Origin of the sequence: Aeromicrobium erythreum (genome assembly GCF_001509405.1) — a bacterium.
Taxonomy (GTDB): domain Bacteria; phylum Actinomycetota; class Actinomycetes; order Propionibacteriales; family Nocardioidaceae; genus Aeromicrobium; species Aeromicrobium erythreum.
In genome coordinates this window covers 1,719,479-1,738,496 of the sequence record NZ_CP011502.1, presented here as the reverse complement: position 1 = coordinate 1,738,496, position 19,018 = coordinate 1,719,479, and the positions used below count along the sequence as shown (strand labels likewise).

17 protein-coding genes are annotated in these 19,018 nt (G+C 71.8%); 12 read left to right on the top strand and 5 right to left on the bottom strand.

What is annotated here, in order from left to right:
* Nucleotides 1–3: 3 nt before the first annotated feature.
* Genes Aeryth_RS08175 through Aeryth_RS08160 form a run of 4 tightly spaced genes read left to right on the top strand, consistent with a single transcriptional unit; the run spans nt 4 to nt 3,348 of the window.
* On the top strand, nt 4–525 hold the full coding sequence (locus Aeryth_RS08175; protein WP_144433729.1) for a hypothetical protein: 522 nt from the start codon (nt 4–6) through the stop codon (nt 523–525).
* Nucleotides 522–983, top strand: coding sequence for a hypothetical protein (locus Aeryth_RS08170; protein ID WP_067857044.1), 462 nt, complete (start codon nt 522–524; stop codon nt 981–983). Before Aeryth_RS08175 ends, Aeryth_RS08170 begins: the two co-directional genes overlap by 4 nt.
* A gap of 1 nt (nt 984) precedes the next feature.
* Nucleotides 985–2,823, top strand: coding sequence for an alpha/beta hydrolase (locus tag Aeryth_RS08165; RefSeq protein ID WP_067857035.1), 1,839 nt, complete (start codon nt 985–987; stop codon nt 2,821–2,823).
* A 30-nt stretch (nt 2,824–2,853) separates the two neighbouring features.
* Complete coding sequence (locus Aeryth_RS08160) at nt 2,854–3,348, top strand: hypothetical protein (RefSeq protein ID WP_158509199.1); 495 nt, start codon at nt 2,854–2,856, stop codon at nt 3,346–3,348.
* 97 nt (nt 3,349–3,445) lie between these two features.
* Here Aeryth_RS08160 and Aeryth_RS08155 read toward each other — a convergent pair whose 3' ends face one another.
* The 3 genes from Aeryth_RS08155 to Aeryth_RS08145 all read right to left on the bottom strand — a co-directional run bounded on the left by Aeryth_RS08155 (nt 3,446) and on the right by Aeryth_RS08145 (nt 7,468).
* A complete protein-coding gene (locus Aeryth_RS08155; protein ID WP_083516350.1) occupies nt 3,446–4,690 on the bottom strand; it encodes an RNA polymerase sigma factor in 1,245 nt (414 codons plus the stop codon).
* Nucleotides 4,691–4,960: 270 nt separating this feature from the next.
* On the bottom strand, nt 4,961–6,436 hold the full coding sequence (locus Aeryth_RS08150) for a glutamate-cysteine ligase family protein (protein ID WP_067857029.1): 1,476 nt from the start codon (nt 6,434–6,436) through the stop codon (nt 4,961–4,963).
* A 36-nt stretch (nt 6,437–6,472) separates the two neighbouring features.
* Complete coding sequence (locus Aeryth_RS08145; RefSeq protein ID WP_067857026.1) at nt 6,473–7,468, bottom strand: DUF4192 domain-containing protein; 996 nt, start codon at nt 7,466–7,468, stop codon at nt 6,473–6,475.
* Nucleotides 7,469–7,604: 136 nt separating this feature from the next.
* On the opposite strand from Aeryth_RS08145, the gene Aeryth_RS08140 reads away from it, so the two are divergent.
* From Aeryth_RS08140 to Aeryth_RS08115, 6 genes are all read left to right on the top strand, one after another.
* Nucleotides 7,605–9,026 (top strand): DNA polymerase IV, encoded by a 1,422-nt coding sequence (locus Aeryth_RS08140; RefSeq protein ID WP_067861493.1) that lies wholly within the window; start codon nt 7,605–7,607, stop codon nt 9,024–9,026.
* A gap of 9 nt (nt 9,027–9,035) precedes the next feature.
* Nucleotides 9,036–11,204, top strand: coding sequence for a S9 family peptidase (locus tag Aeryth_RS08135; RefSeq protein ID WP_067857024.1), 2,169 nt, complete (start codon nt 9,036–9,038; stop codon nt 11,202–11,204).
* A 9-nt stretch (nt 11,205–11,213) separates the two neighbouring features.
* Entirely contained in the window at nt 11,214–12,011 is a 798-nt protein-coding gene (locus tag Aeryth_RS08130; RefSeq protein WP_067857022.1) for an exodeoxyribonuclease III, read from the top strand.
* Nucleotides 12,012–12,013: 2 nt separating this feature from the next.
* Nucleotides 12,014–13,228, top strand: a complete 1,215-nt coding sequence (locus Aeryth_RS08125; RefSeq protein ID WP_236749851.1) for an APC family permease — start codon at nt 12,014–12,016, stop codon at nt 13,226–13,228.
* Nucleotides 13,229–13,314: 86 nt separating this feature from the next.
* Nucleotides 13,315–13,749 carry a MarR family winged helix-turn-helix transcriptional regulator gene (locus Aeryth_RS08120; RefSeq protein ID WP_067857020.1) on the top strand — a complete coding sequence of 145 codons (435 nt, stop codon included), beginning with the start codon at nt 13,315–13,317 and terminating at the stop codon, nt 13,747–13,749.
* Complete coding sequence (locus Aeryth_RS08115; RefSeq protein ID WP_067857014.1) at nt 13,733–15,052, top strand: MFS transporter; 1,320 nt, start codon at nt 13,733–13,735, stop codon at nt 15,050–15,052. The genes Aeryth_RS08120 and Aeryth_RS08115 overlap by 17 nt, the downstream gene beginning before the upstream one ends.
* Before the next feature lie 82 nt (nt 15,053–15,134).
* Here the strand turns inward: Aeryth_RS08115 and Aeryth_RS08110 are convergent, their stop codons facing one another.
* Nucleotides 15,135–17,528, bottom strand: a complete 2,394-nt coding sequence (locus Aeryth_RS08110; RefSeq protein WP_067857011.1) for an immune inhibitor A domain-containing protein — start codon at nt 17,526–17,528, stop codon at nt 15,135–15,137.
* Nucleotides 17,529–17,777: 249 nt separating this feature from the next.
* Here Aeryth_RS08110 and Aeryth_RS08105 point away from each other — a divergent pair, with 249 nt between their 5' ends.
* Entirely contained in the window at nt 17,778–18,278 is a 501-nt protein-coding gene (locus tag Aeryth_RS08105; protein ID WP_067857008.1) for a CAP domain-containing protein, read from the top strand.
* 204 nt (nt 18,279–18,482) lie between these two features.
* Complete coding sequence (gene cspE, locus Aeryth_RS08100; protein WP_055967782.1) at nt 18,483–18,689, top strand: transcription antiterminator/RNA stability regulator CspE; 207 nt, start codon at nt 18,483–18,485, stop codon at nt 18,687–18,689.
* A gap of 101 nt (nt 18,690–18,790) precedes the next feature.
* Here the strand turns inward: cspE and Aeryth_RS17935 are convergent, their stop codons facing one another.
* Nucleotides 18,791–18,967, bottom strand: a complete 177-nt coding sequence (locus tag Aeryth_RS17935; protein WP_158509198.1) for a hypothetical protein — start codon at nt 18,965–18,967, stop codon at nt 18,791–18,793.
* Between the last annotated feature and the right edge of the window lie 51 nt (nt 18,968–19,018).

Sequence of the window (19,018 nt, the reverse complement as noted above, 5' to 3'; positions counted from 1 at the left end):
CACATGAGTGTCGGGGAGGGGCCGGTGGCCCAGGATCCGTTCTGGGGCGTCGTGCGTCGGCGTCGTCCCGACGTCGACCTGGTGCTCCTCACCGGCCGCTCCCCGCTCGACCCTCCCCCGGCCGAGCCGGACGACGCGATCACGCTCGACGAGGCGCGGAAGATCGAGCGTGGCGTCGACGACGCGTACGCGTCGATCCGTCACCTGCTGCCGCCGGACACGCCGCCGCCGACGCGGCTCTGGCGGGCGGCCGACGGCGGTCACGCCTACCTCAACGAGAAGGCACTGCGTGGCCTGGCCGGACCCCGCGCCGTGGTCACCCTCCGTGCCCTCGCACGCTCCCTGCAGGAGCGTGGTTGGGAGATCGGGGCGACGGGCGACGATGACCGGCCGCACCTCATGGCCACCAACGGCTGGATCGACCTCGACGTCCGCAGCGGCGCCGCGGCGACGCAGCTGCTCATGGCCGGCCCGGTCGTGCCGGTGCGGGCCGACGACCTCGCGACCCTGAAGGCCGAGCGATGAGCAGCGTCGAGGCCGACTGGAACGCCATCACCGCCGCAGCCAGGATCTGGGACGGCGCGGCCGACGGGCTCGACGGTGCGTGGCGACGACTGCACGGCACGACCGGCTCCCCCATGGCGCCCGACGTCGCAGCGGCCTTCGAGACGTTCCGCGAGGCGTGGGTCGACGAGGTCAAGGACGTCGCGACGACCGCGCAGGCGCACGCGGAGTCCCTCGACGACGCCGCCGCGACCTACTCGGCCGTCGACGACGCCGCCTACCAGCGCATCAGGTCGCTGATGCCGTGGTCGTACCGCGACAGCAGCATCGACCCCGACGGCGGTCCGCCGCCGATGCCGACGCCCTCGGCGGGTCCGAGCCCCACCCCCGCTCCCCCGGCCGACTCGGCGCCCGCCACGCCACAGCCCTCGCCCGGCCCGTCGCCCACGCCGTCGCCCAGCCCGACGGGAGGTGACTGACGTGGCCCTGGTGCGAGTCAGCCAGCCCGACCCCTTGCGCACGGAGTCCTCGGCGGTCGCCGCCGTCACCAACGGGGTGCGTGCGACGGGTGAGAGCGTCAGTGACGCCCAGGAGTCGCTCGCCGGGCAGGGCACTCCGTCATCGTGGTCGGGCGACGCGTCCGAGGCCGCCCGCAACGAGTTCACCGCCTTGTCCGGTCGCCTCGACTCCGCCTCGGCGGCATTCGTACGGGCCGTGACCGTGCTCGACGCCTTCGACGACACCGTCCAGACCCTCAGGTCGCGGAGGCTCGACCTGCTCGAGCAGGTCTCGAACCTCAACGGCCGCATCGACACCTACGACGCCGATGTCGCCGCGTCGGACAGGGACGACGCCACCGCGCAGGAGGCGCTCGTCCAGAGGTCGGCCAACCTCGAGCGCGAGGCCACGGCCCTCCAGGCCGACGTCGACGCCTGGAACCGCGACCAGGAGTCGGCCGAGCAGACCGTGATCACGGGACTCCAGGGCGTGGACACCGTCGCTGAGGGCGCGAGCGCGGCGTCGGACCCGAACCGTCCCGACGCCGACGCGCTGGCCGACCAGCTGCAGCAGCGCGTGGACGCCGGCGACCCGGAGGCCGTCGCCGACTGGTGGAGAGGGTTGAGCCCCGACCAGGTCGCCGCGCTGGTCATGCACTCCCCTCAGCTCGTCGGCAACGCGGGAGGCGTCCCGAGCGAGGTCCGCGACGAGGCCAACCGGACGTCGATGCTGAGCGACATCGACTACCTCACCCAACGTCGCGACGACGGCCAGCTGACGGAGCTCGAGCGCCAGCAGCTGATGAATGCCGAGGACGCGCGCTCCGTGCTGGAGGAGAACGCCGATCGTGTCGACCCCGAGACAGGTGAGGACCAGGCGTTCCTGCTGGTGTACCGGCCCGACGCGTTCAACGGCGACGGTGGCGTCGCCATGAGCCTCGGCAACCCCGACACCGCGGACGACGTCACCTCGTTCGTGCCCGGCCTCACCAACGAGGCGACGTCGCTCGGCTCGAACGTCAGCTCCATGGAGCGGCTCATGGACCTGGCCGACGACAAGAACGGTGATCGGACCGTCGCCGCGATCACCTGGATCGACTACGACGCACCCAGCAGCGCCGAGGGCCTCACCGACGACCCCTGGGACTTCGTCCAGGTGGCCGGCCAGGGCAAGGCCACGGACGGCGGCGAGAGGTTCGCGGACTTCGTCGACGGGCTGCGCGCGAGCGACCACCGTCCACCCGGCGAGGATGCCCACTTCACGGCCATCGGACACAGCTACGGCTCGACCACCGTCTCGCACGCCGCCACCGACAACGACCTCCAGGTCGACGACATGGTCCTCATCGGCAGCCCCGGCACCGGCTCCGCCCAGACCGCGACCGACCTGATGCCGGAGGGCCACCTGTTCGTCGGCTCCGCGGACTACGACCCGGTGACCCTGCTGGGCGCGCCGGGCATCGGCGCACTGGGGCACGACCCGGCGCAGGCCGACTTCGGGGCTCACCGCTTCGAGGTCGATCCCGGGTCGTACCGTGTCCAGGACCTGCTCGAGAACCACTCGTCGTACTTCAACGAGGGCTCGACGTCGCTCGACGCGATGGCAGACGTGGTCGCCGGCCGCACGCCCGACGAGGTGGAGGGCCGCACCCTCGGAAGCACGCAGCCCCTCGACACGCTCCTGGTCGGGACGAGCCTCGCCTCGGGCGGTGAGCAGGTGTGGAACGGTGTCGAGTGGACGGGCGAACGCGTCGCCGACGGGGCAGGCTGGGCCTGGGACCGGGCGAAGGACGCCGGCAGCTGGCTGAACCCCTTCGACTGAGAGGCCGGGATGAGACGTTCGAGGATCGTGGTGGGAGTCGTGATGATGGCCAGCCTGTTCGGGTGTGGCGGTGGTGGCGGCGGGGCCGACGACCCGGCGGACGCCGAGCGCGTGGCCGCGCAGACCCGCAGCGCCGCGCAGGAGACGTTCGACGCCATCGGTCGAGGCGTGGAGGTGCTCGGCTACACCAGCACCGGCGCGGGCCGCTGGGTGATCTGCGGCATGGAACCCAGTCCCAACGGCACGCAGTACGTGGCAGAGATCGCCGTGACCCAGAGCAACGTCCCGCCGTCGCAGTACGGTGCCGTCGTCCGCGAGCAGGCCGAGGCGCAGGGCTGGAGCGTCGAGCAGGTCGCCGGCGACACCCTCGAGGGCCGCAAGGACGGGTTGCGGCTGCGCGCCCAGTACGGGTCCGCAGCCATGAACCTCTCGGTCCGGAGCCGGTGCCTGGACGTGCCGAAGGACGAGATCCGTCGACTCACCGACCTCCCGAAGGACGAGCTGGGAGTCGAGCCGCCGGCCTGACCGCGCCGCACGGACAGGGTCCGACCTTCGGCTGATGCACGACCACGGCCCGCCTCGAGGATCTCGGGGCGGGCCGTCGTCGTGTCGGGCTGTGGGCTCAGTCCAGGTAGTCGCGCAGCACCTGCGAGCGGGACGGGTGGCGCAGCTTGCTCATCGTCTTGGACTCGATCTGGCGGATGCGCTCACGCGTGACGCCGTAGACCTTGCCGATCTCGTCGAGGGTCTTCGGCTGGCCGTCGGTCAAGCCGAAGCGCATCGAGACGACGCCCGACTCGCGCTCGCTGAGCGTGTCGAGCACCGCGTGCAGCTGCTCCTGCAGCAGCGTGAACGACACGGCGTCGGCCGGGACGATCGCCTCGGAGTCCTCGATGAGGTCACCGAACTCGCTGTCGCCGTCCTCGCCGAGGGGCGTGTGCAGCGAGATCGGCTCGCGCCCGTACTTCTGGACCTCGACGACCTTCTCCGGCGTCATGTCCAGCTCGAGCGCCAGCTCCTCCGGGGTGGGCTCGCGGCCCAGGTCCTGCAGCATCTGGCGCTGCACGCGGGCCAGCTTGTTGATGACCTCGACCATGTGCACCGGGATGCGGATCGTGCGGGCCTGGTCGGCCATGGCGCGGGTGATCGCCTGGCGGATCCACCACGTCGCGTACGTGGAGAACTTGAAGCCCTTGGTGTAGTCGAACTTCTCGACCGCACGGATCAGACCCAGGTTGCCCTCCTGGATCAGGTCGAGGAAGAGCATGCCGCGGCCGGTGTAGCGCTTCGCGAGCGAGACGACCAGACGCAGGTTGGCCTCGAGCAGGTGGTTCTTCGCCCGACGACCGTCGACGACGATCCAGTCGAGCTCCTCGCGCGTCTTCTCGGAGATGCGGCCGCCCTTGCCGAGCTTCTCCTCGGCGAACAGGCCGGCCTCGATCCGCTTGGCGAGCTCGACCTCCTCACCGGCGGTGAGCAGGGAGACCTTGCCGATCTGCTTGAGGTAGTCCTTGACCGGGTCGGCCGTGGCGCCGGCGACGAGCACCTGCTGCACCGGCTCGTCGGACTCGTCGGCGGCCGACAGCGTGAAGCTGGACTCCTCGTCCTCCTTCAGCGTCGGGTCGTTCTTGAGGTCCTTGACGAACTCCTCGTCGGAGATGTCCGGCAGGACCTTCTTGCCCTGGGCGTCGACCTTCGCGGCCTGACCGCCCTCCGGCACGTCGAGCGCGTCGGCGATGTCGACGGGCGCGTCGGCAGTCTTCTTCGCCGCGGCCTTCTTGGCCGGCGCCTTCTTGGCGGCCGTCTTCTTGACCGGCGCCTTCTTCGCGGGAGCGGGGGCGGCGGTCTTCTTGGAAGTCTTCGTCACGGGCTCTTCTGATCTCGCGGGTGGACTGGACGATCGTGCTGCGCGCTACCCCGGACGGTCTCGGCGAGGGGGTCGACGACGGTTCCGGCGTGGCGGGACGGCAGGATCTGACACCTGCGTCCGATGACGGAACTCACCGAGGACTCACCTCCCTGACCTGTCTGAGGGCGCACCAAAGAGGCCTGCGGTCAACCTCTGCGTGACCCAGTGTGCCACGGGGACACAACCGGCGTGGTCGGACCCCCTGGATGGTCCGCGCGCCCTGCGACCTCAGTCGAGCGGCCAGGTGTGCACCGGCTCGTTGGTGTGCATGAGCTCCGCGTAGCGACGCGTGACGGTACGCAGCGCGTCGGTGCGGTCGCCCGTGCGGCCCAGCTCCCGCTCGACGGCCGAGACCAGCCAGGTCGCGCCGTTGGCGCCGCGGACGCACCGCTGCTCCACGACGTCGAGCAGCCGGTCGGAGACCGCGGCGTCGACGCCCATCTGGGCGAGACCCTCGTGCGCGAGCGGCAGGAGGTGACGCAGCACCAGCTCGCGGACGGAGACGGTGCCGACCGACGGCCAGTACTGGTCGGCCTCGATGCCTACCCGCGCCGCCTGGTGGAAGTTCTCCTCGGCCGCCTTGAACGAGAGCTGCGACCAGACCGGACGCTCGCTCTGGCGCATCACCTGGACGAGGCCGTAGAACAGGGCCGCGTTGGCGACCGTGTCGACCACCGTCGGACCGGCGGGCAGCAGTCGGTTCTCCACCCGCAGGTGCGGACGACCGTCGCTCACGTCGTAGATCGGCCGGTTCCACCGGTAGACGGTCCCGTTGTGCAGCAGCAGCTCGGCGAGCGACGGGACGCGCCCGGCCTCGAGCTCGGCCACCGGGTCCTCGTCCTCCACGATCGGCAGCAGCGCCGGGAAGTACCGGACGTTCTCCTCGAAGAGGTCGAAGACCGAGGTGATCCACCGCTCGCCGAAGAAGACCCGCGGCCGGACGCCCTGAGCCTTCAGCTCCTCGCTGCGCGTGTCGGTCGCCTGCTCGAACAACGGGATCCGCGTCTCGTGCCAGAGCTGACGGCCGAGGAGGAACGGGGAGTTGGCGCCCACGGCCACCTGGACGCCGGCGATGGCCTGCGCGGCGTTCCACGTGGCCGCGAAGTCGTCGGGCTCGACCTGCAGGTGCAGCTGCGTGCTCGTGCAGGCCGCCTCGGGCACGATCGTGTCGGCCGTGGTCTCCAGCCGGTCGACCCCGTCGATGACGATCGCGATGTCCTCACCACGCGCCGAGAGGATCTGGTCCGACAGCAGGTGGTAGCGCGGGTTCGGCGACAGCGACTCCTGACCGAGGTGCTCCGAGCGCAGCGTCGGCAGCACCCCGACCATCAGCAGTCCGGCCTCGGCGCGTGCCGCCTTCCCCTGCGCCTCGTTGAGGTCGCGGCGGACCGTCCGCTCCAGCACGGCGAAGCCGTCACCACTGGCCGGCTGCGGGGGGACGTTGATCTCGATGTTGAACAGCCCGAGTTCGGTCTGGAACGCCTCGTCGGCGATCGCCTCCAGCGCCTCGGCGTTCCTCATCGCAGGGTCGCCGGCGTCGTCGACGAGGTTCAGCTCGATCTCGACGCCGATCTGCGGCTCGCCCACGGAGAAGTCGTGCTCGGAGAGCATCCGGGCGAACACGTCGAGGCAGCGTCGTACCTTCTCCCGGTAGCGCGTCCGGTCCTCACGCGTGAAGGTCCTGTCGTCGACGTCCTGACCCATGCGTTCACCCTAGGGGCGACGCTCGTCCCGTGCGCGTCATCGCAGCGAGCCCGCACCCGCGTAGGCCGCACGGACGATCTCCCGCAGCCGCCGAGGGTGCGTGCCGAGGCGGAGCGCGTCGCCGAGGGTCGCTGCCATCGCGTAGCCCGGGTCCGCGCTCGTGGCCCTGTCGAACCCCATGGCGGCCTGCGCGCCGTCGCCCCGCAGGTACGCGAGGTAGCCGGCCACCGTGTACGGCACGGCGGCGTAGACACCGGGCGAGCGCCGGGCCAGCTCGCGCCACGTGACGAGCCGCTCGGGACCTGCGTCCTCGAGCGTCGGCCAGAGCCCGTCGCGGACCGCCCCCAGGGTCAGCCAGACACCGAGGCGCAGCAACGACCGAGCCTCCACCGCGTCGACCCCGGAGTCCTCGGCGGTGCGCACGACGTCCTGCACCTCCTGCAACCCGGTGACGGCGAGGTCGATCGGCTCGCGCCACGCCTGCTCCACCAGCTCCCGCTCGACCTGGACCACCTGGGTCACGAGCCACGTCGAGCCCGGCCCGTCGCAGGGGCGCCAGCGGTCCTCCAGCACCGTGCGGTCGGGCAGCACCTCCTGGCCCGCGACGACGGCCTCGAGCACCGCCGGGTGGTGCGGGCTGAGGTCGAGCGGCGTCCCGGTCTCATCGTCGTCCGACGCGGTCCAGTAGCGCGTGGTGTCGGTCCAGGCGACGACGACGGGTCGGATCGCGCCGAGCGCGCCCTCGACCGCGCGCGCTGCCTGGGCGGCTCGCTCGACCCGGGTCGAGACGACGAGCACGATGGCGCCGTCGGCGCCCTGGGCGCGCAGGTGTCCGGCCACGAAGCGGCCCACGTGCTGCACGTGGTCGTCCTGGTCCGGCAGGTCCACGCGCATCGTGAAGCCGAGACGCTGTCGAGGCCCGCTCGTCGCGATCGCGCAGATCGACTCGTGCGGGGCGAAGCCGAGCGCGGCGGGCAGGAGGTTGAAGAGGTCGGCCACGTCGTGGGCCGTGTACACGGGCTGGGAGGTCATGGACCCAACCTGCTGCTCGCGGACGGCGTGTGGCGGCGCTCGTCCTCCGCCTGTGGACGGACGGCAGGCGGGGACGCCCCCGGCGACCCAGGGTGTGGACGCAGCGACCGTCGGCGGTCCGCAGCAGAATGGGGCCATGCGGTCCACGGCGTCGGTGCTCCACCTCGACCTCGACGCCTTCTTCGCCTCGGTGGAGCAGCGCGACAAGCCGTCGCTGCGCGGTCGGCCGGTGATCGTCGGCGGCATCGGCCAGCGCGGCGTGGTCTCCACCTGCTCCTACGAGGCACGCGTGCACGGCGTCCGCTCGGCGATGCGCATGGCGGAGGCCCGGGCGCGGTGCCCCCACGCGGCGTTCCTCTCGGGTCGCTTCGACGCCTACCGCGAGGCGAGCACCCTCGTCATGCGGCGCCTGCGCGAGGAGTCGCCGCTCGTCGAGCCGCTCTCGCTCGACGAGGCCTACGTCGACCTCGCGGCCGGCGCCGACGACGACCTCTCCCCCGACGCCGTCCTCGAGCGTGTCGAGACGCTGCGCCGCGACATCACCGAGATCACCGAGGGCCTCACGGCGTCGGTCGGCGTCGCGTCCTCCAAGCTCATGGCGAAGATCGCCAGCGAGCTGCGCAAGCCCGACGGCGTGTTCGTCGTGGCCCCCGGCACCGAGCTCGCGCTGCTGGAGCCGATGCAGGTACGGGCGATCCCGGGCGTCGGTCCCGCCACGGCCGAGCGGCTGCGTCGGATCGGCGTCGGCACGGTCGGCGAGCTGCGCGAGCGCGACGAGGACGAGCTGGTCCGGCTGCTGGGATCGGCGTCGGGGCGCTCCCTCGCCCGCCTCGCCCGCGCCGACGACGACCGTCCTGTCGTCGCGGAGCGCGAGGCGAAGTCGATCAGCGTCGAGGACACCTTTCCCGATGACGTCACCGACCGCGCCCGGCTCGAGGGGGTCGTCGACACGATGGCACGGCGGGTCGGCGGACGGCTGCGCAGCGCGGGGCTGTCCGGCCGCACCGTCACCCTGAAGATCCGCTACCACGACTTCGAGACCCACACCCGCTCCACGACCCTCGCGGGCCCCACCGACTCGCCCACGTTGCTCGCCGCGAGCGCGCAGGGCCTGCTCGCCGCCACGGACCTGTCCGGGGGCCTGCGCCTGGTCGGCGTCGGGGTCAGCGGGCTCGCCGACTGGGTGCAGGACGACCTCTTCGCCGAGCCCGAGCCAGACCCCGACACGCAGACCGCGGACGAGCCGTCCGCCGGTCCCGAGCCCGACGCCACACCCGCGCTCCGCTCCCCCGACCCCAGCCCGGCCTGGAGCCCCGGTGCCGACGTCCACCACCGCGACCACGGCGACGGCTGGGTGTGGGGCGCGGGCCTCGGCCGGGTGACGGTCCGCTTCGAGACCCGACTCACCGGCCCCGGGCCCGTGCACACCTTCGCGGCCGACGACGACGCCCTCACCCCCGGTCACACCGGGCCCACGCGCCCGCGCCGACCCGACGAGCTGGCCGCGCCGATCGCTGCGGAGCGGTCGAGCGACGAGGGCCTGGGTGCCGGGCGATAGCGTCACCGCATGACGTCGACGCACGAACCGCCCGTCGCCCCTCAGCACCCGGTCGTCCGCCGCCACCACGGCGACGAGGTCGAGGACCCGTACGAGTGGCTCCGCGACAAGGACGACCCACGCACCCTGGCGCACCTCGAGGCCGAGAACGCGTACGCGGAGGCCCGGACGGCGCACCTCGCCGACCTGCGCGGCCGGCTGTTCGAGGAGATCCGCTCGCGGACCCTCGAGACCGACCTCTCCGTGCCCGTGCGGCACGGCGGCTGGTGGTACTACTCGCGCACCGTCGAGGGCAGCCAGTACGCCATCCGGTGCCGCACCGCGGTCTCCTCCCCCGACGACTGGGACCCGCCGACGCTCGTGCCGGGCGAGCCCGTGCCCGGCGAGGAGGTCCTGCTCGACTCGAACGTCGAGGCCGAAGGGCATGACTTCTTCTCCCTCGGCGGGTTCTCGCTGAGCGACGACGGCAGCCTGCTCGCGTGGTCGACCGACGTGGTGGGCGACGAGCGCTACACGATCCGCGTCAAGGACCTACGCACCGGCGAGCTGCTCGCCGACGAGATAGCCGGCACGAGCGGCGGCGTCACGTGGTCCGCCGACGGCAGCCACCTCTTCTACACGACCGTCGACGACGCGTGGCGCCCGCACCGCGTCTGGCGGCACCGGCTGGGCTCCGACGCCGACGACGTGCTCGTGCACGAGGAGACCGACGAGCGGTTCTTCACCGGGATCGGGCGCACCCAGTCCGAGCGCTACCTCGTGATCGGTGCGTCGTCGAAGATCACGAGCGAGGTGCTCGTCCTCGAGGCCGACGACCCGACCGGCGACTTCAGTGTCGTGGTGCCGCGGCGCGACGGCGTCGAGTACTCGCTCGAGCACGCGGTGGTCGCCGGACGCGACCTGTTCCTGGTGCTGCACAACGACGGCGCGGAGGACTTCGAGCTCGGTGCGCTTCCCGTCGACGCCGCACCGGTCGATCGACCGCTGCGCGAGGCGCTCGAGACGGTCGTGGCGCACCGCCCGGGCACACGCCTGGAGGGCATCGACGTCTTCGCGCGGTCGCTCCTGCTCTCCTACCGTCGCGAGGCGCTGACGCGTGTCGCCATCGCGAGCATCGACGACGACGGTCTCGGCGAGCCGCGCGAGATCGACTTCGGCGAGGAGCTGTTCACCGCGGGGGTGGGCGCGAACGCCGAGTGGGACCAGCCCGTGATCCGTCTGGGGATGGGGTCGCTCGTCACGCCCAGCACGGTGCTCGACCTCGTCGTCGAGACGGGCGAGCTGGTCGTGCGCAAGCAGCAGACGGTGCTCGGCGGCTACGACCCCGCCGACTACGTGCAGCACCGCACGTGGGCCACCGCCGACGACGGCACGCTGGTGCCGATCTCGCTCGTGGCCCGTGCCGACACCCCGCGCGACGGCTCCGCCCCCGCCCTGCTCTACGGGTACGGCTCCTACGAGATCAGCATCGACCCCGGCATGTCCGTGCCGCGGCTGTCGTTGCTCGACCGCGGCTTCGTGTTCGCCATCGCGCACGTCCGCGGCGGCGGCGAGCTCGGTCGCGCCTGGTACGACCACGGCAAGCTGACCCACAAGAAGAACACCTTCTCCGACTTCGTCGCCGCGGCACGTCACCTCGTGGCAGAGGGCTGGACGTCGCCCGAGCGGCTCGTCGCGGAGGGCGGCAGCGCCGGCGGGCTCCTCGTCGGCGCCGCCCTGAACCTGGCGCCCGAGGCGTTCGGCGCCGTCGTGGCGGAGGTCCCGTTCGTGGACGCCCTCACGACGATCCTCGACCCGAGCCTGCCGCTGACCGTCATCGAGTGGGACGAGTGGGGCGACCCGCTGCACGACCCCGACGTCTACGCCTACATGAAGTCGTACACGCCCTACGAGAACGTCGGCGAGGTCGCCTACCCGCCGGTGCTCGCGGTCACCAGCCTGAACGACACGCGCGTGCTCTACGTGGAGCCCGCGAAGTGGGTCGCCCGGCTGCGCGAGCGGTCGACCGGCGAGGTCCCCGCCCTGCTCAAGACCGAGATGAACGCGGGCCACGGCGGCGTGAGCGGACGCTACGCGGCCTGGCACGAGCGGGCCTGGGAGCTGGCGTGGATCATCGACGTCGTCGGGGCGCCCCACGAGCCCCGACCGGCTGCGACCGATGTCGGTGCCGGCTCGTAGGCTGCTCGCGTGCTCCGCATCGCCACGGTCAACGTCAACGGCATCCGCGCCGCCCTCCGACGCGGCATGGGTCCCTGGCTCGAGGCTGCCGACGCCGACGTCGTCACCCTGCAGGAGGTCCGCGCGCCCGACGCGCTCGTGCACGAGCTGATGGCCGAGACCGGCTACCACGTCGTGCACACCGAGGCGGCCGCCAAGGGCCGCGCGGGTGTCGCGGTGCTCAGCCGCACCGAGCCCAAGGCGCACCGCGTCGGGCACGGCGACCCGTCCTTCGACGACGCCGGCCGCTGGGTCGAGTCCGACATCGTGCTGCCCGACGGCAGTCTCCTCACGGCCGTGTCGGCCTACGTCCACTCCGGCGGCGTCGGCACGCCGAGCCAGGACGAGAAGTACCGCTTCCTCGACCAGCTGCTGGTGCGCCTCGGCGAGCTGCGCGACCACGCCGACCACGCGGTGGTCACCGGCGACTTCAACATCGGCCACACCGAGCTCGACATCAAGAACTGGAAGGGCAACCTCAAGAAGGCGGGGTTCCTCCCGGAGGAGCGCGCGTACCTCGACCGCGTGCGCGACGAGCTCGGCTGGGTCGACGTCGCGCGGGTGCACGCCGGCGAGGTCGACGGCCCGTACACCTGGTGGTCGTGGCGGGGCCAGGCGTTCGACAACGACACCGGCTGGCGGATCGACTACCAGCTCGCCACGCCCGAGCTGGCCGCCTCGGTCAGCGCCGCCCGCGTCGACCGTGCCGCGACCTACGCGGAGCGGTTCTCCGACCACGCACCGCTCGTCGTCGACTACGCCCTCTGACGGTGGCACTCGCCCGCGTCCTCGGACCCGTCCGAGCGACCGGCCTCGGGGCCGGGTCGATGCTGGGGGCCGGCGTGTTCGTCGCGCTCGGCCCGGCCGTCGGTCGCACCGGCGTCTTCGTCGTGTGGGCGGTGCTGCTCGCGGCGCTCGTCGCGGGGCTCAACGCCCTGGCGTCGGCCCGCCTCGCGACCCGCTACCCCGCCGCGGGCGGCACCTACGTGTTCGCGCGGGAGCGGCTCGGGCCTGCCTGGGGGCACCTCGCGGGCTGGGTGTTCGTGGTCGGGAAGACCGCATCGTGCGCGGCGATGGCGCTGGCGGTGGGGGCTCACCTGGCGCCTGGTCACGCGACCACGCTCGCGGTCGTCGCGGTCGCCGTGCTGACGGCCGTCGACCTCACCGGCGCCCGCCGCTCGGCTGATGCGCTCACCGTGTCGGCGGTGCTGGTCGTGCTGGTGGTCGGGGCGTCGTCGCTCCTCGTCCTGGGCGGGACGCCGCGCGAGGACGGCGTCGGCCACGCCATCGACCTGCAGGCGGTCCCCCAGGCCGCCGCGCTGCTCTTCTTCGCCTTCGCCGGCTACGCCCGCCTCGCGACGCTCGGCGAGGAGGTGCGCGACCCGGCGCGCACCATCCCGCGCGCCGTCGCCGTCTCCTTCGCGGTGGTCACGGCCCTCTACGTGGTCGCCGCTGCGGCCGTCGCCCACGCGCTGCCCCCGGACGTCGCCGACGCCAGCGACCGGGCCGTCGCCGACGCGGTCGACACGCTGGGTCACCCCGCGCTCACCACCGCCGTGGCCGTCACGGCCGTGGTCGCGGCGGGCGGCGCGCTGCTGTCGCTGCTCGGCGGGGTCAGCCGCACCACCCTGGCCATGAGCCGCGACCGTCACCTCCCGCGGGCGCTCGCGCGCGAGTCGTCGCGCGGCGTGCCCGCGGCCGCCCAGGTCGCGGTGGCGGTCGTCGTCGTGGCCGCACTCCCGTTCGTCGACGCGGCGGAGGCCGTGGCTGCCTCGAGCGGCTGCGTGCTGGTCTACTACGCCCTCACCAACGCTGCGGCACTCACGCTCGACGGGACCGTCCTGCGGGTGCTCGCGGCGGCGGGCCTCCTCGGGTGCCTCCTGCTCGTCCTCTCCCTGCCGGTCGCCGGCGTGCTCTGGACGCTCGCGGTGGTCGTCGCCGGTCTCGCCGCCGGCCGCCTCACCCTCCGCCGCGCCGCGGCCTGAGCCGCCCGCTGCTCCCACTCCCCGCGTTTCGTGGAGTGGGAGTGCGGGCTCAGCGCAATACATCAGGTGCTGATATAGTTGGTTGCATGCAGCAACCTGATGTCGCGCGCCTGTCCCAGGCCCTGCGGGAGCTGGTCGCGGTCGTGTCCCGCGACTCGGCCACGCGAGGCCTGAGCCGCACGGCGGCAGGGACGCTGTCCGCGCTCGACCGGCACGGTCCGAGCCGCGTCTCGGACCTGACCCGGCTCGAGGCCGTCGGCCAGCCCGCGATGACCGGACTCGTCCAGCGGCTCGAGGCCACCGGCCTCGTCAGCCGCACGAGCGACCCCAGCGACCGCCGAGCGACCCTCGTCGCGATCACCGACGCCGGACGCTCCGCCCTCGCGGAACGACGCCGGAGCCAGGACGCCCTGATCGCCGCCCGACTCGGCCGCCTCTCACCCGACCGACTCGACGCCCTCGGCCACGCCGTCGACGCGCTCGTCGAGCTGACCCAGGAGGACCATGACCAGCCCCACTGACCAGACACCCGACACCGGCGGCCACGGCTCCGCCCGAGCAAGCCTGCTCGGACAGCCGAAGGCCGTCTACGCGGTCGCCTTCGCCTGCGTGATCTCCTTCATGGGGATCGGTCTCGTCGACCCCATCCTGCCCGCCCTGAAGGAGCAGCTCGACGCCACCGAGAGCGAGGTGACGCTGCTCTTCACCAGCTACCTCGTGGTCACCGCGGTCGCCATGCTCGTGACCAACGCGGTCTCCAGCCGCTTCGGCGCCAAGCGCACGCTCGTGGTCGGTCTGGCCATCATCGTGGTCTTCTCGGCGCTCGCGGGGTCGAGCGGCAGCATCGAGGGCATCGTCGCCTTCCGCGCCGGCTGGGGACTGGGCAACGCCCTGTTCATCGCCACCTCGCTCGCCGCCATCGTCTCGAGCGCGCGGGGCGGGTTCGCCGGGGCGATCATCCTCTACGAGGCGGCGCTCGGCCTCGGCATCGCAGCCGGCCCCCTGGTCGGCGGCACCCTGGGCAACATCAGCTGGCGCGGCCCGTTCTACGGCGTCGCCGTCCTCATGTCGATCGCGCTCGTCGCGACGGTGCTCCTGCTGCCGTCCACGCCGAAGCCCACGCACGCGACGCCGATCAGCGCCCCGCTCAAGGCGCTGCGCCACCGCGGCCTGGCGACGATGAGCGTGGCCGCCCTGCTCTACAACTGGGGCTTCTTCACGATGCTCGGGTACGCCCCGTTCCCGATGGCGCTGTCCATCACCCAGCTCGGCTGGGTCTTCTTCGCCTGGGGCGTCCTGGTCGCGTTCTTCTCGGTGGTCGCCGCCCCGTGGCTGCAGCAGCGCTTCGGCACGTCGGTCTCGCTCTACGCCGCCTTCACCCTCTTCGCCATCGACCTCGCGCTGATGGCGACCGACCCCACCGACCAGCGGCTCATGGTCGGCTGCGTCATCGCGGCGGGCATCTTCATCGGCATCAACAACACGCTCATGACGCAGGCCGTCATGACCATCTCGCCGGTCGAGCGTCCCGTGGCGTCCGCCGCGTACGGCTTCGTCCGCTTCATCGGCGGCGGCCTCGCGCCGTTCGCCGCCGGCCGGATGGTGCAGGCCTGGTCGGTGCACGTGCCGTTCGCCGTCGCGGCGGTTGCCGTGCTGGGCGCCGCGGTCGTCCTGTCCACCGCCCACCGGGCCCTGCGCGACGCCGACGCCGGGCTCGACGAGGACGGTCACGTCGTCACCGACCAGGACGACGTCGCGGGCGAGGTCGCCGACGAGTTCGGCGGCGCACCCGGCGCCATCGACGAGGCGCTGCACGCCCGCTGAGCCGGTCCACGACGACGGGGCGCGCACCTTCGTGGTGCGCGCCCCGTCTGCTCGGGACCCCGGTCCGGCCGGTCAGGTCAGGTCAGTTGAACCGGACCTTCACCGACGCCCCCTTCTCCGACAGCACCCGGACCTTGACCCCCGCACCGGGCAGCTTCACGCCGTGCTGCGGCGCCTCCGCGTAGAAGTACTTCTTCGTGTCGTCGAAGAGCGGAGCGGCGGCCTGTCCACGGACGTACGTGGGCTTGCCGTCGGTGTGCAGCGTCATCGAGTCGGCCCTGCGCGTCGAGAACGGCGCGTCGTAGACCTGCACGCGGGCGCGGAACGGCTTGCCCGTCGTCCGGTCGATGATCGGTCGGGGCCGGGCATCGATCGGCAGGTTCCGACCCTCGCCCGGGTGGGTGATGGTGTTGTTGTCGGCCTGCGACGTGTCCCAGTAGGAGATCAACAGACCCTGCTGGTAGGCGTAGTGCTCGACCCAGTCGGGGCGCGTGCTCGCGAAGCCGAAGTTGTACGGCCCCGTCCGCAGGTACCGGTCGTAGGAGACGTACGAGCGGTGCCCCATGACGTAGAAGTTGTCGTAGAGGTCCGTCGTCGACGATCCCACGACGCTGAACCCGTCGAGGGTCCAGGCACCCGCACCGTCCTCCGCACCGTCCGACGTCAGCGTCGAACCGCCGGCGGTCACCGCGACGTCGTCGAGGAACAGGCCGGGCAGCGCGAGACCGCCGTCGGTCTTGTACAGGAACCGCAGCTGGACGCTCTCACCTGCGTAGGCGTCGAGCGGCACCGAGAGGTCGGTCCACGTCTTCTGCTCACCGTCGATGCCCGGGCGACCGGACGTGTCCTCGCCGATGGGCGTGCCCCCGACGGTCCCGTCGAGCGCGGTCCACGTCAAGCCGCCGTCGGTCGAGGCCTGGACGTACGCGTAGTCGTAGCCCTCCTCGATCTCGTACCTGACCTTCGCCGTCAGCGTCGCGTCGCTCGCGCCCGCCGGGATGTCGACCTTCGTCGTCATCGTGGTGGCGAGGTCGTCACCGGAGCCGGAGTGGAACTGCTTCGAGCCCGCTGCCGGTGCACCCAGGTCACGGGTGACCTCCTTCTTCGGGAGCACCACGACGGCTCCCTGCGCCTTCGCGGTGTTGTACTCCTGGGGCCCGAGCTCGAGCGTCCGCTTCTCCTTGGCCCCGACGACCTCGTAGTCGAGCCAGCCGAGCTGCAGCTTCTCCCACGCGCCCAGGTCGCCCGCGCGCTCGCCGAGGGCCTCGCCCTTGGCGTTGAGTCGCGACTGCGCCATGAGCGTCCAGTACTCGTTGCTGTTGTCGCCGCCCGCCGTGCTGTACGCGTCGGGCAGGCCGAGGTCGTGACCGTACTCGTGGACGAAGACGGAGAGACCGCCGTTCTCCGGCTGGACGGTGTAGTCGCCGATCCAGAGCCCGGTGTCGCCGATCTGCGTGCCGCCGAGGCGGTTCTGCGACGGTCCCGTGACGCCCTGGTCGGTGAGGAAGGCGTACCAGCGGTGCGACCAGATGGCGTCCTCGCCGTAGGTCGCGTCGCCGTCCTCCTCGCCGTGCCCGGCGTGGACGATCTGGAAGTGGTCGATGTAGCCGTCGGGCTCGTTGAAGTCGCCGTCGCCGTCGTAGTCGTAGCGGTCGTAGACGTCGTACTCGGCGAGCTGCTGCTTGATCTGCGCGTCGGTGCGGCCCGCCTTGCGCTGGCCGGCCACCCACTGGGTCGTGGCGTCCTGGATCAGGTTCCACGTCGAGGCATCGTCGCGGCCGTAGCGGGCGGTGTTGTACTTCACCTTCACCCAGTCCGAGACGGTTCCGTCGACCGTGTAGCGACCCGACGACTGCGTCTCGTAGTACGTCTTGGCCGACTCGGCGCCCTTGCCCTCCTTGAAGTAGAGGTCCTGGTAGTGCTGACGGTCGTAGTCGGGCTGCCAGACGGTCGAGTTGTCCTTCGTCCGGTCCGGCTCCTCGATCTGGTTGTGCTGCGGACCGTCGAACTTCTCGGGTCCGGGCGTCGACGGATCGGTGTCGGCGTCCGGGTAGTCGGGGTGCCGCTCGTCGCCGAACTCGGCGAGGATGACGAAGACCTTGTCGGCGCGCTCCTGCGACAGCTCGACGTACTGGTCCTTGCGCTTGCCCCTCGCCGCGCGCTCCTTCGCCCCGCGCGACGCCTTCGGGCTCGCGAGCGTCGCGGCGTCGGCCGGTGCGGCTGCCTCGCCGACCTTGACGACGGTGCTGCCGTTGCGGGTGACGGGCTTCGCCTCACCGCTCACGACGGACGCGACGGCCTGCTCGCGCAGCTCCCGACGCTTGTCCTCGAGCGGGTTCGGCAGGTCGTGGTCCTTCTGGACGCGGTCGACCCCCTGCTGCGGCGGCGCCTCGGCCGCCGTGGTCGGTGCTGCGAACGTGAGTCCGAGCGATGACGCGAGCCCGATCCCGAGCACGCATGACGTGACACGCTTCACGTGGTCCCCCCTAGGAACAACTGATGTCTCGGGGGCCGGTCGGCCCCCTGTCGCATCGGCGGGCCGGTGGGCTCGTCCGACACGAGGCTCGGGCCAACCTAAACGTTTCCTGAGGACGACGACAGTCTTGACTTCACCGGTGACTAGTACTAACGAACTAGTTCTTCGGCCGATCTCAGGTGAGGACCTAGTGCCCGGGACCTAAAGGTGTGAGACTGACCAGGTTCGGTCCCCGTCACCAGGAGCAGCATGCGTACCACCATCGCCGTCGTCCTCACCGCGCTCCTCGTGAGCCTCACGGGAGGCTCCGCCCACGCCGTGGTGCGGGTCAGCGTGTACTCCCAGCAGATCCTCGAGCAGACCAACGGGGTCCGGGCGAAGTTCGACCGCCCCAAGCTCGCGCTCAACAGCTGCATGGACGGCTACGCCGACTCCTGGGCCAAGCACCTCGCCACGCAGGAGAAGGCGCTCGTCCACCGCTCGTCCGCGTCGCTGCAGGCGATCATGAAGAAGTGCGGCCTGCGCAGCATCGGCGAGAACCTGGCGTTCGGCTACCCGGACGGTCGCAGCGTCGTCGGCCGTTCCACCGACAAGGTCTGCTCGTCCTCGTGCTCCAAGGTCAACTGGATGACCTCCGGCGGTCACCGCGCCAACCAGATGAACGCCGCGTTCCGCCGCATCGGCGTGGGCGCGTGGCGCGACAGCAACGACCGCTACTACTCCGTCGCGCTGTACGGACAGCCCCGCTAGTCGCCCTCGTCGGGTCGGGCCTCCGACGCGCCGAGACGGCGTTCGGCCCGCGTCGCGACCGTGTCCTAGGCTGGTGTCGTTGCCGTTGGATTTAACCGTGCCGGCAGCTCGGGGACCGCACACCGGGCGCTCTGCTCAGCGGGTGAAACGACGGACGACGCGTCCACGACGGTCGTGGACGCACCCGAAGGAGTAGTAGGAAAGATGGCAACCGGAACGGTCAAGTGGTTCAACGCCGACAAGGGCTTCGGCTTCATCGCGCCCGACGACGGCAGCGAGGACGTCTTCGCCCACTTCAGCGCGATCCAGACGAGCGGCTACCGCTCGCTCAACGAGAACCAGAAGGTCGAGTTCGACGTCGAGCAGGGCCAGAAGGGCCTGCAGGCGGCGAACATCCGTCCGCTGGACTGACCTCAGCACCGACGACACGGCCCCGCGGAGCGCATGCTTCGCGGGGCCGTGTCACGTCACCGGCGCGTGAGGGACACGCGGCGACCGCACCGGGTCAGGTCTCAGAGGTGACCGGACTCGTCCCAGGCGTGCTGGGCGAAGTCGGTGCCCCGCTCGCGGACCGCCTGCGTCGCGTCCGTGGCGACCGGTCGGTCCAGGACGCCCAGCGGACGCCCGGGGAACCGGGCGGACGCGGCAGCGACATCGGAGGGGCGGAAGTCGAAGGTCAGATCGTCCATGTTCATGAGGCTAGTCTCATGTTCGGCGGTCCGACACCCCTACCCGACGGT

Excerpts from the sequence above, each read along its gene's own strand:
- Aeryth_RS08150 (WP_067857029.1), bottom strand. The coding sequence starts at position 6,436 with ATGGGTCAGGACGTCGACGACAGGACCTTCACGCGTGAGGACCGGACG.
- Aeryth_RS17935 (WP_158509198.1), bottom strand. The coding sequence starts at position 18,967 with ATGGACGATCTGACCTTCGACTTCCGCCCCTCCGATGTCGCTGCCGCG.
- Aeryth_RS08170 (WP_067857044.1), top strand. The coding sequence starts at position 522 with ATGAGCAGCGTCGAGGCCGACTGGAACGCCATCACCGCCGCAGCCAGG.
- Aeryth_RS08105 (WP_067857008.1), top strand. The coding sequence starts at position 17,778 with ATGCGTACCACCATCGCCGTCGTCCTCACCGCGCTCCTCGTGAGCCTC.
- Aeryth_RS08145 (WP_067857026.1), bottom strand. The coding sequence starts at position 7,468 with ATGACCTCCCAGCCCGTGTACACGGCCCACGACGTGGCCGACCTCTTC.
- Aeryth_RS08175 (WP_144433729.1), top strand. The coding sequence starts at position 4 with ATGAGTGTCGGGGAGGGGCCGGTGGCCCAGGATCCGTTCTGGGGCGTC.
- cspE (WP_055967782.1), top strand. The coding sequence starts at position 18,483 with ATGGCAACCGGAACGGTCAAGTGGTTCAACGCCGACAAGGGCTTCGGC.
- Aeryth_RS08120 (WP_067857020.1), top strand. The coding sequence starts at position 13,315 with ATGCAGCAACCTGATGTCGCGCGCCTGTCCCAGGCCCTGCGGGAGCTG.
- Aeryth_RS08135 (WP_067857024.1), top strand. The coding sequence starts at position 9,036 with ATGACGTCGACGCACGAACCGCCCGTCGCCCCTCAGCACCCGGTCGTC.
- Aeryth_RS08115 (WP_067857014.1), top strand. The coding sequence starts at position 13,733 with ATGACCAGCCCCACTGACCAGACACCCGACACCGGCGGCCACGGCTCC.
- Aeryth_RS08140 (WP_067861493.1), top strand. The coding sequence starts at position 7,605 with ATGCGGTCCACGGCGTCGGTGCTCCACCTCGACCTCGACGCCTTCTTC.